Source organism: Microbacterium sp. (assembly GCF_051953575.1).
GTDB lineage: Bacteria > Actinomycetota > Actinomycetes > Actinomycetales > Microbacteriaceae > Microbacterium.
Genome location: NZ_JBQCIP010000272.1, coordinates 1 through 13,741, shown reverse-complemented (window position 1 = coordinate 13,741; position 13,741 = coordinate 1). Strand labels below are relative to the sequence as shown.

The 13,741-nt window shown below is 72.0% G+C and carries 12 protein-coding genes and 1 riboswitch; of the genes, 5 read left to right on the top strand and 7 right to left on the bottom strand.

The genetic code is table 11. The features are described 5' to 3' along the window. Positions 1 to 75 precede the first annotated feature (75 nt). The gene (locus ACTHNQ_RS17025; protein WP_440335140.1) at positions 76 to 957 is read right to left on the bottom strand and encodes a bifunctional methylenetetrahydrofolate dehydrogenase/methenyltetrahydrofolate cyclohydrolase; all 882 of its coding nucleotides are present in this window, start codon (positions 955 to 957) and stop codon (positions 76 to 78) included. Next, positions 954 to 2,228 (bottom strand): serine hydroxymethyltransferase, encoded by a 1,275-nt coding sequence (gene glyA, locus ACTHNQ_RS17020; RefSeq protein ID WP_440335139.1) that lies wholly within the window; start codon positions 2,226 to 2,228, stop codon positions 954 to 956. Before glyA ends, ACTHNQ_RS17025 begins: the two co-directional genes overlap by 4 nt. A 37-nt stretch (positions 2,229 to 2,265) precedes the next feature. Next, a riboswitch (ZMP/ZTP riboswitch) is annotated at positions 2,266 to 2,350 on the bottom strand. A gap of 151 nt (positions 2,351 to 2,501) precedes the next feature. Between glyA and ACTHNQ_RS17015 the strand changes: the two genes are divergently transcribed. The 5 genes from ACTHNQ_RS17015 to ACTHNQ_RS16995 all read left to right on the top strand — a co-directional run bounded on the left by ACTHNQ_RS17015 (position 2,502) and on the right by ACTHNQ_RS16995 (position 9,232). After that, positions 2,502 to 4,034: a beta-N-acetylhexosaminidase gene (locus ACTHNQ_RS17015; protein ID WP_440335141.1), complete on the top strand. Its 1,533-nt coding sequence runs from the start codon at positions 2,502 to 2,504 to the stop codon at positions 4,032 to 4,034. Positions 4,035 to 4,064: 30 nt separating this feature from the next. Next, the gene (nagA, locus tag ACTHNQ_RS17010) at positions 4,065 to 5,201 is read left to right on the top strand and encodes an N-acetylglucosamine-6-phosphate deacetylase (protein WP_440335138.1); all 1,137 of its coding nucleotides are present in this window, start codon (positions 4,065 to 4,067) and stop codon (positions 5,199 to 5,201) included. 335 nt (positions 5,202 to 5,536) lie between these two features. Beyond that, positions 5,537 to 7,387: a sigma-70 family RNA polymerase sigma factor gene (locus tag ACTHNQ_RS17005; protein WP_440335137.1), complete on the top strand. Its 1,851-nt coding sequence runs from the start codon at positions 5,537 to 5,539 to the stop codon at positions 7,385 to 7,387. A gap of 64 nt (positions 7,388 to 7,451) precedes the next feature. Beyond that, positions 7,452 to 7,844, top strand: coding sequence for a YrdB family protein (locus ACTHNQ_RS17000; protein WP_440335136.1), 393 nt, complete (start codon positions 7,452 to 7,454; stop codon positions 7,842 to 7,844). Beyond that, positions 7,841 to 9,232, top strand: coding sequence for an FAD-binding oxidoreductase (locus tag ACTHNQ_RS16995; protein WP_440335135.1), 1,392 nt, complete (start codon positions 7,841 to 7,843; stop codon positions 9,230 to 9,232). Before ACTHNQ_RS17000 ends, ACTHNQ_RS16995 begins: the two co-directional genes overlap by 4 nt. A 36-nt stretch (positions 9,233 to 9,268) precedes the next feature. On the opposite strand, the gene ACTHNQ_RS16990 is transcribed toward ACTHNQ_RS16995, so the two are convergent. From ACTHNQ_RS16990 to ACTHNQ_RS16970, 5 genes are read right to left on the bottom strand one after another with little or no spacing between them, the layout of a single operon-like run. Beyond that, positions 9,269 to 10,045 carry a hypothetical protein gene (locus ACTHNQ_RS16990; protein WP_440335134.1) on the bottom strand — a complete coding sequence of 259 codons (777 nt, stop codon included), beginning with the start codon at positions 10,043 to 10,045 and terminating at the stop codon, positions 9,269 to 9,271. Positions 10,046 to 10,061: 16 nt separating this feature from the next. Next, positions 10,062 to 10,841: a glucosamine-6-phosphate deaminase gene (locus tag ACTHNQ_RS16985; RefSeq protein ID WP_440335133.1), complete on the bottom strand. Its 780-nt coding sequence runs from the start codon at positions 10,839 to 10,841 to the stop codon at positions 10,062 to 10,064. Then, positions 10,834 to 11,787, bottom strand: coding sequence for an ROK family protein (locus ACTHNQ_RS16980; RefSeq protein WP_440335132.1), 954 nt, complete (start codon positions 11,785 to 11,787; stop codon positions 10,834 to 10,836). Before ACTHNQ_RS16980 ends, ACTHNQ_RS16985 begins: the two co-directional genes overlap by 8 nt. Before the next feature lie 43 nt (positions 11,788 to 11,830). Next, entirely contained in the window at positions 11,831 to 12,745 is a 915-nt protein-coding gene (locus ACTHNQ_RS16975; protein ID WP_440335131.1) for a carbohydrate ABC transporter permease, read from the bottom strand. Continuing rightward, a complete protein-coding gene (locus ACTHNQ_RS16970; protein ID WP_440335130.1) occupies positions 12,745 to 13,701 on the bottom strand; it encodes a carbohydrate ABC transporter permease in 957 nt (318 codons plus the stop codon). The genes ACTHNQ_RS16975 and ACTHNQ_RS16970 overlap by 1 nt, the downstream gene beginning before the upstream one ends. Positions 13,702 to 13,741: the final 40 nt, after the last annotated feature.

Below are 13,741 nucleotides of genomic sequence, written 5' to 3'. Positions count from 1 at the left end.
CGGGCCCCCCGGCCCGGCGGGGCGGACCGGTGGGGGCACCACCCGGCCCCCCCCGCGCGTCGGAGCGGGGCGGGGTCAGCCGGCGGCGAGCTCGGCGGCCTCGACGACGTTCGTCATGAGCAGGGCGACCGTCATCGGGCCGACGCCCCCCGGATTCGGCGAGAGATAGCCGGCGACCTCGGCGACGTCGGGCGCGACGTCGCCGAACACGCGCGACTTTCCGGTCTCGGGGTCGGTCTCTCGCGTGACGCCCACGTCGAGCACAGCCGCGCCGGGCTTCACGTCCGACGCCTGCACGATGTGCTTCACGCCCGCCGCAGCCACGATCACGTCGGCCTGACGCAGGTACGACGGCAGGTCCACCGTGCCCGTGTGCGTGAGCGTCACCGTCGCGTTGATCTCGCGGCGGGTCAGCAGCAGGCCGATCGAGCGGCCGATCGTCACGCCGCGGCCCACGACGACGACGTGCTTGCCCTTGAGGTCGTAGTCGTTGCGGACAAGCAGCTCGATGACGCCGCGCGGGGTGCACGGCAGCGGCGTCGTGATGGGTGCGTTGACGTTCAGCACGAGCCGGCCGAGGTTGGTCGGGTGCAGGCCGTCGGCATCCTTCGCGGGATCGATGCGCTCGAGGATCGCGTCGGTGTCGAGGTGCTTCGGCAGCGGCAGCTGCACGATGTACCCGTGGCACGCGGGGTCGGCGTTGAGCCGGTCGATGACGGCCTCGACCTCTTGCTGCGTCGCCTCGGCGGGCAGCTCGATCTGGATCGAGTTCATGCCGATCGCCTCGGACTCGCGGTGCTTCATGCCGACGTACAGCTGCGATCCCGGGTCGGCGCCGACGAGGACGGTCGCAATGCCGGGCGTGATGCCCCGGGCCTTCAGCGCCGCGACGCGCTCGCGCAGCTCGTCCTTGATCGCGGCGGACGCCGCACGCCCGTCGAGCCTGACGGCCGTCACTGCTGCAGCCCGGGGTACAGCGGGAACGCGGCGGTGAGCGCGGCCACGCGCAGACGCAGCGCCTCGACGTCGGCGTTCGGCTGCAGCGCGAGGGCGATCACGTCGGCGACCTCGGTGAACTCGGCGTCGCCGAAGCCGCGGGTGGCCAGCGCGGGCGTGCCGATGCGCAGACCCGACGTGACCATCGGCGGGCGCGGGTCGTTGGGCACGGCGTTGCGGTTCACGGTGATGTGGATCTCGTGCAGCAGGTCCTCGGCCTGCTTGCCGTCGATCTGGGCGTCGCGCAGATCGACCAGCACGAGGTGCACGTCGGTGCCGCCCGAGCGGACGGCGATGCCGGCATCCTTCACGTCCTGCTGCGCGAGACGCTCGGCGATGATGTGGGCGCCGCGGAGCACGCGCTCCTGGCGCTCCTTGAACTCGGGGGTCGCGGCGAGCTTGAACGCGGTCGCCTTCGCGGCGATCACGTGCATGAGGGGACCGCCCTGCTGGCCCGGGAACACCGCGGTGTTGATCTTCTTGGCGAGGTCGGCGTCGTTGGTGAGGATGAAGCCCGAGCGCGGGCCGCCGATCGTCTTGTGCACCGTCGACGACACGACGTGCGCGTGCGGAACGGGGCTCGGGTGCAGGCCCGCGGCCACGAGGCCCGCGAAGTGCGCCATGTCGACCCACAGCGTCGCGCCGACCTCGTCGGCGATCTCGCGGAACTTCGCGAAGTCGAGCTGACGAGGGTAGGCCGACCAGCCGGCGATGATGACCTTGGGCTGGTGCTCGATCGCGAGGCGACGGACCTCGTCCATGTCGATGACGCTGGTCTCGGGGTCGACCCCGTACGCGACGATGTTGTAGAGCCGGCCCGAGAAGTTGATCTTCATGCCGTGCGTGAGGTGGCCGCCCTGGTCGAGCGACAGGCCGAGCAGCGTGTCGCCGGGGCGGGCGATCGCGTGCAGCACGGCGGCGTTGGCGGTCGCTCCGGAGTGCGGCTGGACGTTGGCGAACTCGGCGCCGAACAGGGCCTTGGCGCGCTCGATCGCGAGCTCCTCGGCGACGTCGACCTCTTCGCAGCCGCCGTAGTAGCGGCGGCCCGGGTAGCCCTCGGCGTACTTGTTGGTCAGCACCGATCCCTGCGACTGCAGCACCGAGACCGGCACGAAGTTCTCGGAGGCGATCATCTCGAGGTAGCCGCGCTGACGCTCGAGCTCCCGCTCGAGCACCTGGGCGATCTCGGGATCGACCTCGGAGAGGGGGGCGTTGAAGAACTGATCGGTCATGCGATCTCCTGACTCACGGCTTTCGGAAAAGAGGTCCCGCATCGGCCCAGGCGTGCGGTCGAATGCCGTAGTCGGTCGCTCCCCGGTGGTGTCCCACCTCAACGCCAGTCGCGACTCTCCGAGCATAACGGAACTCGACCCGCTAGGCTTGACCCCACCCCTTTTGTTAGGACTCTTTACATGTCGCGTCGACGAGGACGGACCGCCGCCGCGGCCGTTCTGGCCGCCGTGATCTTGGCCGGCTGCACGCCGGTCGCACAGAATGGAGACACCGTGTCGCTTCCCGCCGTCGTCCCCGCGCCCGCCTCGATCGAGGCGGGTTCCGGTGCGCCGTTCCGGCTCACGTCCGCCACATCGGTGTCGGGAGAAGAGGATGCCGCCGCCGCCCTCGGCGCACTGCTCGACGCCCGCACCGGCGTGACACCGGTCACGGCCGAAGGCGACGCCGACATCCGGCTGGTCATCGCCGCCGGCGCCGACGCCGAGTCCTACCGGATCGCGGTGGACGAGGCATCCGTCACGGTGACCGGCGCCGACGCGGCCGGACTCTTCTACGGCGTGCAGACGCTCGGCCAGCTCGTCGCGCGCGACGGCGAGGGATGGGCCGTGCCCGCGGTCACGATCGAGGACGCACCCCGCTTCGCCTACCGGGGCGTGATGCTCGACGTCGCGCGCCACTTCCACGGCGTCGACACCGTGAAGGGCTACATCGACCGCGCCGCGTCGCTCAAGCTCAACGCGCTGCACCTGCACCTCACCGACGACCAGGGGTGGCGCATCCAGCTCGACTCGCGTCCGGAACTCACCGAGAAGGCGTCAGGCACCGCGATCGGCGGCGACCCCGGCGGCTTCTACACGAAGGACGACTACCGCGAGATCGTCGAGCACGCGGCATCCCGCCACATGATCGTCGTGCCCGAGATCGACATGCCGGGTCACACCCACGCGGTCGGCCTCGCCTACCCCGAGCTCGCCGAAGACCCGGTCATCTCGGACCACATGCGGCAGATCGTGGACGAGTACGGCGGGACGCTGCCCGAGGCCGGCGTGCCCTTCGAGGCGCTCGCAGTCGGCTTCTCGTCGCTCAAGATCCACGACGAGGCGACGTACGACTTCGTGGCGGACGTCTTCGGCGAGCTGGCGGCGATGACCCCCGGTCCGTACCTGCACTTCGGCGGCGACGAGTCGCTCGCGACCGCCGACGACGACTTCGCGTACTTCGTGACGCGCGTGAGCGCGCTGATCGCCGACCTCGGCAAGACGCCGGTCGCGTGGCACGAGGCGGGCTCGGCCAAGGACGTCGCCGACAGCACCGTGGGCCAGTACTGGGGTTACGTCACGCCCCTGGAGGGCTTCGCCGAGAAGGCGCAGACGTTCGTCGACAACGGCGCCGGTCTCATCCTGTCGCCCGCCGACGCGATCTATCTCGACATGAAGTATCCCGCCTCGAGCTCAGGCTCGGCCGTGCCCGAGCTCGGCCTCACGTGGGCGAACGGCCCGACGAGCGTCGAGCGCGCGTACTCGTGGGAGCCCGCCGAGGTCATCCCGGGCGTCGTCGACGACGCCATCCTCGGCGTCGAGGCGCCGCTGTGGACAGAGACGGTCCGCACCGCCGCCGACATCGACACGATGGCGTTCCCGCGCGTCGCGGCCGCGGCCGAGGCCGGCTGGTCGCCCCGCACCGGCCAGAGCGACCTGCGCACGTGGGAGTCGTTCCGCACCCGCGTCGGCGCGCTCGGGCCGCTGTGGACCAGCATGGGCATCGGCTTCCACCCGTCCGAAGAGATCCCGTGGGTCACCGAGTGACCCTTCCGTCCGCCTGAACCGGAGCACCCCATGAGCGTCCTCGTCCACTCCGTCCGCCTCTTCGGCTCGTCCACCGTCGACAGCGACCGCCCCGACGGGTGGGCCATGTTCGACGGCGGCCGCGTCGTGGCGGCCGGGGCGGGCGCGGACCGCCCGTCGGCCGCCGAGACGGTGGACGGCGGGAATGGATGCCTCGCCCCCGGCTTCATCGACATCCACGGCCACGGCGGCGCCGGGGCGAGCTTCGACGACGGCCCCGAGGCCGTGCGGCGTGGCCGCGACGTGCACCGCGCCCACGGCACCACCCGTGCGGTGCTGTCGCTCATCACCGCGTCGATCGACGACCTCGCGGGGCGAGTCGCGATGGTGGCCGACCTCGCCGACAGCGATCCGACGATCCTGGGCTCGCACCTGGAGGGGCCGTTCCTCGACCCCGGCCACAAGGGCGCCCACACCGAGTCGCTGCTGCGCGCACCCGACGCCGCTGCCGTCGACGCGCTGATCGAGGCCGGGCGCGGCACGATCCGGCAGGTCACCCTCGCCCCCGAGCGGCCCGGTGCGTTCGACGCCATCCGCCGGTTCACCGGGGCCGGCGTCGCCGTCGCGGTCGGCCACACGGACGCGGATGCCGCGACCGCTCGCCGCGCCTTCGACGCCGGCGCGACGCTCATCACGCACGCGTTCAACGCGATGCCCGGCATCCACCACCGCGCACCCGGCCCCGTGGTCTCGGCGCTGCGCGACGAACGCGTGACGCTGGAGGTCATCGCCGACGGCGTGCACGTCGACCTCGCCCTCGTCGCCACGCTGTTCGCCGCCGCGGGCGACCGCATCGCGCTCATCACCGACGCGATGGCCGCCGCGGGCGCGGCCGACGGCTCGTACGAGTTGGGCGGGCTCGCGGTGCAGGTCACCGGCGGCGTCGCCCGGCTCGTCGAGGGCGGCGCCATCGCCGGCTCGACGCTCACCCAGGATGTCGCCGTGCGGAACGTGGTCGCCGCCGGCGTGCCGCTTGCCGACGCGCTGCGCGCGGCGAGCGAGACCCCCGCGCTCGCGATCGGACGCGCCGACCTCGGCCGGCTCGACGTCGGGTCGATCGCCGACGCCGTGCTGCTCGACGCCGACCTCGGCGTGACACGCGTCTGGATCGACGGCCTCCCGGTCTGACTCCCACCGGCGGCGACGGCCTGCGGACAGGGGAAGGCGGGGCCGGAAGTCCCTCCCCCGAGATCCTTCCGAGCCCCGCCTGATCCGCGGATGAGACCGCGGGGGCGCTGCCGCCTTCGTGCCCCACACATTGGGCGGCGTGCCACTCTGACGAGAGAGACGGGACGGAACACGGTCTATTACGCGAGTTCTGAGAATTTCTCCGGCGAACCTTCAGCCCCGCATCCGCCCTGGTCAAAATGCCCGACGACGGCGAGAATGGTCTCGGCCCGACTCGTGCACGACGATGCGCCCGGGGCGGCGCAGGGCATCGGCCCGCGAACTGGGGAATTCACATGGACCACGACGACGTCGGCGAACAGCAGGAGCCGGTCGCGCCGGGCGACGCAGACCTCGTGCTGCGCACGCGCTCCGGCGATCGCGGCGCGTTCGGCGAGCTGTGGCGCCGGCACTACCGCGCCGGCGTCACCGTCGCGCGCAACATGACCTCGAGCCTGGATCCCGACGACCTCGTCCAAGAGGCGTACACGCGCATCTACCAGTCGATCGTCGCCGGCGGTGGCCCGACGGGCTCGTTCCGCGCGTACCTCTTCACCAGCATCCGCAACACCGCCGCCGCGTGGGGTCGTGCCCGCCGCGAGACCGCGTACGACGAGCTCGACGGCGTCGAGGATCCGGCGGCCGGCGAGCACGCCAGCGAGGCCGCGCTCGATCGGGGCCTGACGCACCGGGCATTCCGCAGCCTGCCGACGCGCTGGCAGGAAGTGCTCTGGTACTCGGAGATCGAGCAGATGAAGCCGGCCGAGATCGCGCCCCTGCTCGGCATGAAGGCCACCGCGGTCGCGCAGCTGACCTTCCGCGCCCGCGAGGGTCTGCGCGAGGCCTGGATCCAGGCGCACCTGCAGTCCGTCGAGGACGGCTCGGACTGCCAGTGGGCCATCGAGCGGCTCGGCGCGTACTCGCGCCGCAACCTGGGCCGTCGCGACCACGCCAAGGTCGACGCGCACCTCGCCGCCTGCGTCCGCTGCTCGATCGTCGCCAGCGAGGCCAAAGAGGTCTCCAGCAGGCTCGCGCTCGTACTCCTGCCGCTGGCGCTCGGCGCCGCGGGCATGGCCGGCTACCTCGCCACCGTGCAGGGCGGCAGCGCCCCGCTGGTCGCGCTGGCGGCGCTGCCCGCCGGTGTGACCGGAGGGGCCGCGGGCGGCGGTGCGGCGGGCGGCACCGCTGCAGGCGGCGGCGCGGTCGTGGGAACCGGCGCAGCTGCCGGCACCGGAGCGGCTGCGGGAGTCGCGACGGGCGCCGCGGCCGGAGCCGGAGCCGCCGGCGCCGGAGCCGGCGCAGCCGCCGTCTCGACCGTCGCCGCGGGCGGCACCGCGCTCGCAGGCATCGGAGCGGCGTCCGGCCTCGCAGCAGCGAGCCTCGTCGTGGTCGGAGGCGTGGTCGCAGCCGCGGTCGCGCTGCCCCCGGTCGCCTCCGACCCCGTTCCGTCGCCGAGCAGCATCTCGGACGTCGCCCCCGACACACCGCCGCTGGTCCCCGAGACCGACGCCGACACGGCGCTCCGACTCCCCGCGTCGAGCGGGCCCGGCCCCGCCGACCTGCCGGCCGCCCCGGACGGCGGCGCCGGCGCAGCAGGGGCGACGACCTCGACGGGCGCCGGCAGCGCGACCGACGGCGCCGCCGCGGACGCGGGCACCACGCCGTCGGGCGGCGGCCAGGGCAACGCCGGCGGACAGGGCAACGGCTCAGGTGGCGGCCAGGGTGACCCGACCACCGGCGGCTCCGACGACAAGGACAAGAGCAACGGCAACGCGGGCTCCGGCAACGCGGGCTCCGGCAACGCCGGCGACAAGGGCGACACCGGCAGCGCGGGCAGCGGAACGCCCACGAACGGCACCGGCGGGGGCAACGGCGGCACGACCGGCAACGGCGGTTCGACGGGCACCGGCACGCCGACCAACGGCACGGGGAACGGCAACGGCGGCAACACGGGCGCCGGCAACGGCGCCGCGAACGGCAGCACCGACAACAACGGCGGCGGCAAGGGCAGGGGCGCGGTGAACGTCCCTCAGAGCCTCGGCGTGACCCCCACGGCGAGCGCCCCCTCGGAGATCGCGAAGCCCGACGAGGCTGCGGACGGCAAGCGCACCGCGCAGGCGCGCGCACAGTCGGGCCCGCAGGCCTGACGAGACCCCGCCTTACGCTGCCGCACCGAAAGGCGCGGCATCCATGCGACGTAGACTGGAAGCCATGTCCGACACGCCGCACGCCACGCCTGCTCAGCCCGCCGAACCGGCGCCCGGAACGCGCGCTCCGCTGTCGGCGATCGACGTGCTGGCGTTCGTGTGCGAGATGTTCGCGATCGTCTCGCTCGCCCTGTGGGGCTTCACGATGTTCCCGTTCCCCTGGAACATCCTGGCGGGTCTGGGTGCTCCCGCGGCAGCGATCCTGGTGTGGGCTCTGTTCGTCTCGCCGCGCGCCGTGTTCGCCGTTCACCCGTTCGTGCGCGCCATCGTCGAGCTCCTCGTCTACGCATCGGCCACGGTCGCCTGGTGGATGATGGGCAACGCCTTGATCGGCCTCGGATTCGGCATCGTCGCCGTCACCGTGGGCGTCATCGCCGGCCGCAGGCGCATCGCGTGACTGCGGCATCCGATCCCCTCGCCCTGCTGCGCGAGGCGCTCGGAGACCGTGTCGACACCTCCCCCGCGTCACTGAACGCGGCGCGTGCCGACAAGTCCGGTCACGCCGCCGCGGGGACCCCGATCGCCGTCGTGCACGCGCACACGGTCGAGGACGTGCAGCAGACCCTGCGCATCGCGAGCGCGACCGGAACGCCCGTCGTCACCCGCGGCGCCGGCACCGGACTCGCCGGGGCGGCCAACGCCGGCGCCGGCGAGATCGCGCTGTCGATGCGCGCGATGGACCGCATCGTCGACGTGCGCGCCGACGACCTGCTCGCCGTGGTCGAGCCCGGGATCCTGAACGCCGACCTCAACGCGGCTCTGGCCGCGCACGGCCTGTGGTGGGCGCCCGATCCGGCCAGCCGGGCGATCTCGACCGTCGGCGGCAACATCGCCACGGGCGCGGGCGGGCTGCTGTGCGCCAAGTACGGCGTGGTCCGCGACGCGGTGCTCGGGGTCGACATCGTCCTCGCCGACGGACGGCTGCTGCACCTCGGCCACCGTACCGTGAAGGGCGTCACCGGCCTCGATCTGACCTCGCTCGTGATCGGCTCGGAGGGCACGCTGGGCGTCGTCGTCGGCGCGACCCTCAAGCTCCGTCGCCTGGTGCCGGGCGAGGTGTGCACGGTCGCCGCGACCTTCCCCGACGTGCGGACAGCGGCCGTCGCATCCGCCGCCGTCACCGCGTCGGGCGTGCAGCCCGCGATCATGGAGTTGATGGATGCCGCCTCCCTCGCGGCGGTGCACACGATGCTCGCGCTCCCGGCGCCGACACCCGGGGCGGCACAGCTGACGATCCAGACCGACGGGCCCGCCGCGGGCGTCGAGGCGGAGACCATCGCCGACGTGCTGCGCGGCGCCGGCGGCACCGTCGCGATCTCGCACGATCGCGACGAGGGCGAGCGCCTGCTCGCGATCCGGCGTGCGATGCATCCCGCGATGGAGACGCTCGGCACGGCGCTCATCGAGGACGTCTCGGTGCCGCGCAGCGCACTGCCCGCCATGTTCGACGAGATCGCCCGGGTCGAGCGCGAGCACGGCGTCGTGATCCCCACCGTCGCGCACGCCGGCGACGGCAACCTGCACCCCAACTTCATCTTCGACGCCGAGCCCGACGAGTTCGGGGTCGTCGAGGCCCCGGATCACATCTGGGCCGCGGCCGACGACCTCTTCCGCGCCGCACTGCGACTCGGCGGCACGCTCACCGGCGAGCACGGCGTCGGCGTGCTCAAGCGGCGCTGGCTGGCCGACGAGCTCGGCGACGACCAGTGGGAGCTGCAGCAGCAGATCACCCGCGTCTTCGACCCGCAGGGCATCCTCAACCCCGGCAAGGTGTTCGCGCGCTGAGCGACGTGCCGGCGCGGGCCGGGGCCAGGGCCGGTGTCAGGATGCCGGCGGGTAGACCTGCGTCGGCGGCGCGGGCGGCGGCGCCGGGCGCGGGGCCGACACGATGGCGAGGATGCCGAGCAGCAGCACGCCGAGCGGGCGCAGGGTCGCGGCGAAGTAGTACGCCCCCGTGAGATCGGGCACCAGCCGGGTCTGCGCATACGCCACGCTGGCGATCGACAGCACGATCTGCGCGCCCGCCACCACGGCGAGGACGATCAGCGGCACCCACCGCAGCCGATGAGGCACAGCCGCTGCGCGCCCGATCACGACGGTCGCCACGATGAGCGCGCACAGCGAGAGCACGGTCATGCCGTTCCCTGCCATGAATGCCGAGGTGGAGTTCCATGCCTCGGCGGGCACGATCCACCAGAGCAGGTCCGTCAGCAGCGGGACGATCGCCGCGATCGCCAGTCCGGCGATGCCCAGCGGCCGCCGCCCGACGACGCTGCCCCGGCCGCGGATCCCGAACGCGAGGACGAGCAGCCCCGCCGCCCAGACGCCGTCGATGACCAGCCCGGCGCCCGGGAGGGCGAACAGCGGATTCCCGCTCAGCATCAGGCTCAGCACAGCGTTCGCGACGAGCAGGGACCCGCCGATCAGCCACGTCAGACGCGCACCTGAGGCGTCGGATCCGCCGTCGGAGGACGAGGTCGTCGGAAGCTCGGGAGCCGCATGACCCGGCGCGACAGAGGCGTGGTCTCGGGCAGGAGCAGGAACGGCGGCGGAGGATGAGGCATCCCCCGCCGCCGGCTGCTGCGACGGCTGTGTCATGCCGTCAGCATAGGACTCAGATGCCCTGCCAGTCAGGCTTGTTCGCGTAGGCGTAGCGGTAGTAGTCGGCGCGCGTGAGCTGCGACGCCGCGGCCTCGTCGACCACCACCGTGGCGCGCGGGTGCAGCTGGATCGCCGAACCCGGGAGGGATGCCGTCACCGGCCCCTCGACGGCGCCCGCGACGGCCGCCGCCTTGCCTTCGCCGAAGGCCAGCAGGACGAGATGACGGGCGCGGAGGATCGTGCCCAGTCCCTGGGTGATGCAGTGCATCGGCACATCGTCGACCGAATCGAAGAACCGCGCGTTGTCTTCGCGCGTCTGCTCGGTGAGCGTCTTGACACGCGTGATCGAGGCGAACGACGACCCGGGCTCGTTGAACCCGATGTGGCCGTCGGTGCCGATGCCGAGGATCTGCAGGTCGATTCCGCCCGCCTCCCGGATCGCGGCGTCGTACTCCTCGCCGTGATGCTCGATGCCCTCGGGCGTGCCGTCCGGCGTGCGGATGAGCGCGGGGTTCAGGCCGAGCGGCTCGACCACCTCGCGCGTGATCACCGAGCGGTAGCTCTCGGGGTGCGCGGGGTCGATGCCGACGTACTCGTCGAGCGCGAAGCCGCGCACACGCGACACGTCCACCCCGTCCAGGCGGGTGCGCAGCGCCTCGTAGACGGGCAGCGGCGTCGAGCCGGTGGCGAGGCCGAGCACGGTCTCGGGGTTGTCGCGCAGCAGCCCGGCGATGTGGTCGGCGACCAGCGCCCCCGCCTCCGCCTTGTCGCGGACGATGACGATCTCAGCCATGAACCAGAGCCTCCTCGGTGTCGTGTGTGGTGTCGCCCTGCGCGCCGACGATCGCGGCCCCGAGCGCCGCAGCCGGCGAACCCGGCGGCAGCAGCTCGACCCGCTCCTGCAGACGCAGCGAGCGCATGAACGGAGATGCCTCGGCGCTGGCCGCCAACTCGGCGGAAACGTCCGCCATGAGTCGATCGCCCAAGGCCGTCACACCCCCTCCGAGCACCACGATATCGACGTCGGCCGTCAGCACCAGTACCCGGATCGCCGCCGCCACGCCGCGGGCGAGCCCGGTGCGCAGCTCCTGCGCCTCGGCGTCACCCGATTCGGCGGCGTCGAACACGTCGCGCACCGGCAGCGCCGACCGGCGGCCCCACCGTTCGGCGACGGCCCCGCCCCCGGCGAACGACTCGATGCAGCCGCGCTGGCCGCAGCGGCAGAGCGGGCCGTTCGGGTCGACCGAGATGTGACCGACCTCGCCCGCGGTGCCCCGGGCGCCGCGCCACAGCGCGCCGTCCGAGACGATGCCCGCCGCGATGCCGGTTCCGAGGTTGAGGTACGCCATCGACCCTGGCGCCGGCGCACCGGCGCGGGTGTGGAGCGCGTGAGCGCCCAGCGCCGCGGCCTTCACATCGTTCTCGACCTGCACGGGCACGCCGAGCTGCGGCGCGACGACCGCGGCGAGGTCCAGCGACTCGACGCCGAGGTTCACCGCGTGCACGACGCGCCCGGTGCCCGGCTCGATCTGCCCGGGGATGCCGACGCCGACCGAGCGGACGGACGTCAGATCGATCCCGGCCTCGGTCCCGAGTGCCCGCACGGCGTCCACGACCGTCTGGCCGACGGCATCCGGACCCCATCCCGTGGGCATGCGGAGCCGGCCGACGACCTCGCCCGCGTCGTCGACGGCCACGGCATCGGTCTTGGTGCCGCCCACATCGAGCCCGACCTTCATCCGCCGACCTCCGCGCGGGAGGCGGCGACTCTGTGCGCGCCCATCAGCCCTTGACCGCGCCCGCGACGAGACCGCTGGTCATGCGGCCCTGGACGATCACGAAGAAGATGATCACGGGGATCGCGACGATGGTCGATGCGGCCATCACCTGACCCCAGTCGATCGCACGACTCGTGCTCTGCTGAACGAAGCTGCGCAGCCAGAGCGGAAGCGTCTCGTTCTCGGCGTTCATGATCACGAGCGCGACCGTGAACTCGTTCCAGCACTGCAGGAAGGCGAACACGCCGGATGCCACGAGCCCCGGCGCGAGCAGCGGCAGGGTGATCCGCATGAACGCCTGGGTGCGGCTGAGGCCATCGACCATCGCAGCCTCTTCGAGCTCGGCGGGGACGCCGGCGACGAAGCCGCGCAGCATCCACACCGTGAACGGGACCACCGCCGCGATGTAGAGCAGGCTGAGGCCGAGGATGTTCGACAGCAGTCCGAGCTCGCTCATCATCTTGTACTGCGCGATGAACAGGCCCTCGGCGGGCAGCATCTGGACGATGAGGATCGCCAGGACGAACGTCGTGCGGCCGCGGAAGCGGAAGCGGCTGATCGCCACCGACGCCAGGAACGCGAACAGCAGACAGCAGAACACGGCGATCAGCGTCACCGCGACGCTGATCCCCAGCGCGCTGAAGAACTTCTCGTTGATGACCGCGCCGAAGTTGTCGAGGCTGCCGCCGAAGGGGACGAACGTCGGGGTGAACGACTCCAGCGTCGCCGATGAGAGCATCGACGAGTTGACCATCCAATAGACCGGGAACACCCAGGCGAGGGAGAGGACGAGAGCGAGGATGCTCCAGCCCCACTTGGCCCCGCGGCCGCGCGGCCGGCGCTGGGCCTCCGGGGCGGCGGGCTGAGAGGCACGCGAAGCGCGGGCGGGCGCGGGTGCGAGCTGTGCAGAGGCGGACATCAGGCCTGGTCCTCCTTGAGAAGACTGCGGATGTAGAACCAGCTGAGGACGATCGTGAGCGCGAGCACGAAGATCGCCATCGCGGCGCCCTGGCCGAAGTTCAGTCCGGCGACGCCCATCTTGTAGATGTACGTGCCGAGGAGGTCGTAGCTGGTGGTCTTCGAACCGGCATCCTGCAGCATCGTGATCTGCGTGAAGACGCGGAGGTCCCAGATGAGGTTCAGGAGAAGGACGATCATGATGACCGGGCGGATGATCGGCAGCACGATGTAACGCATGCGCTGCCAGCCGCTCGCCCCGTCGAGCTGGCTCGCCTCGACCATCTCAGTCGACACCTGGGTGAGGCCGGCGTAGGCCGAGAAGGCCACGAACGGCACCGACATCCACGTGACGATGATCGACGCCACGAGGAAGAAGACGAACGGGTCTCCGCCGATCCAGTTGTACTGGTTCATGTCGACGCCCGGGATGAGGTCGAGCAGATAGTTGACGACGCCGCGGCGGCGGTCGAACAGCCAGATCCACACCGTCATGGCGGCGACGACGGGCATCGCCCAGGCCAGCAGGAGGGCGATCTGCAGCGTGATGCGCACCCACCCGAAGACACGGGTCATGAGCAGCGCCAGCGCCATGCCGATAACGACGGTGATGAATGCGGTGACGATGCAGAAGATCACCGACCGGAGCGCCACTTCCCAGAAGGTGGGGCTCGTCGCTACCGCGATGTAGTTCTCAAGCCCGACGAACTCGGGCGGCTTGCCGCCGAGCTGCTGGAGGGCGCCGTACTTCTGGAAGGACGTGATGACCTGCCATACGACCGGATAGCCCATGCCGAAGAGCAGGATGGCGATCGCGGGGATCAGCAGGAAGTAGGGAACGGGCGAGCGGCGACGGCTGCCGACGGACTCGTCGGCACGTCGGTCGTGCTCGATGGTGGTGGGGGCAGGAACAGCCATGCCCGCCTCCTTCGGGGGGTCTCGCAGGGGACCGGGGTCG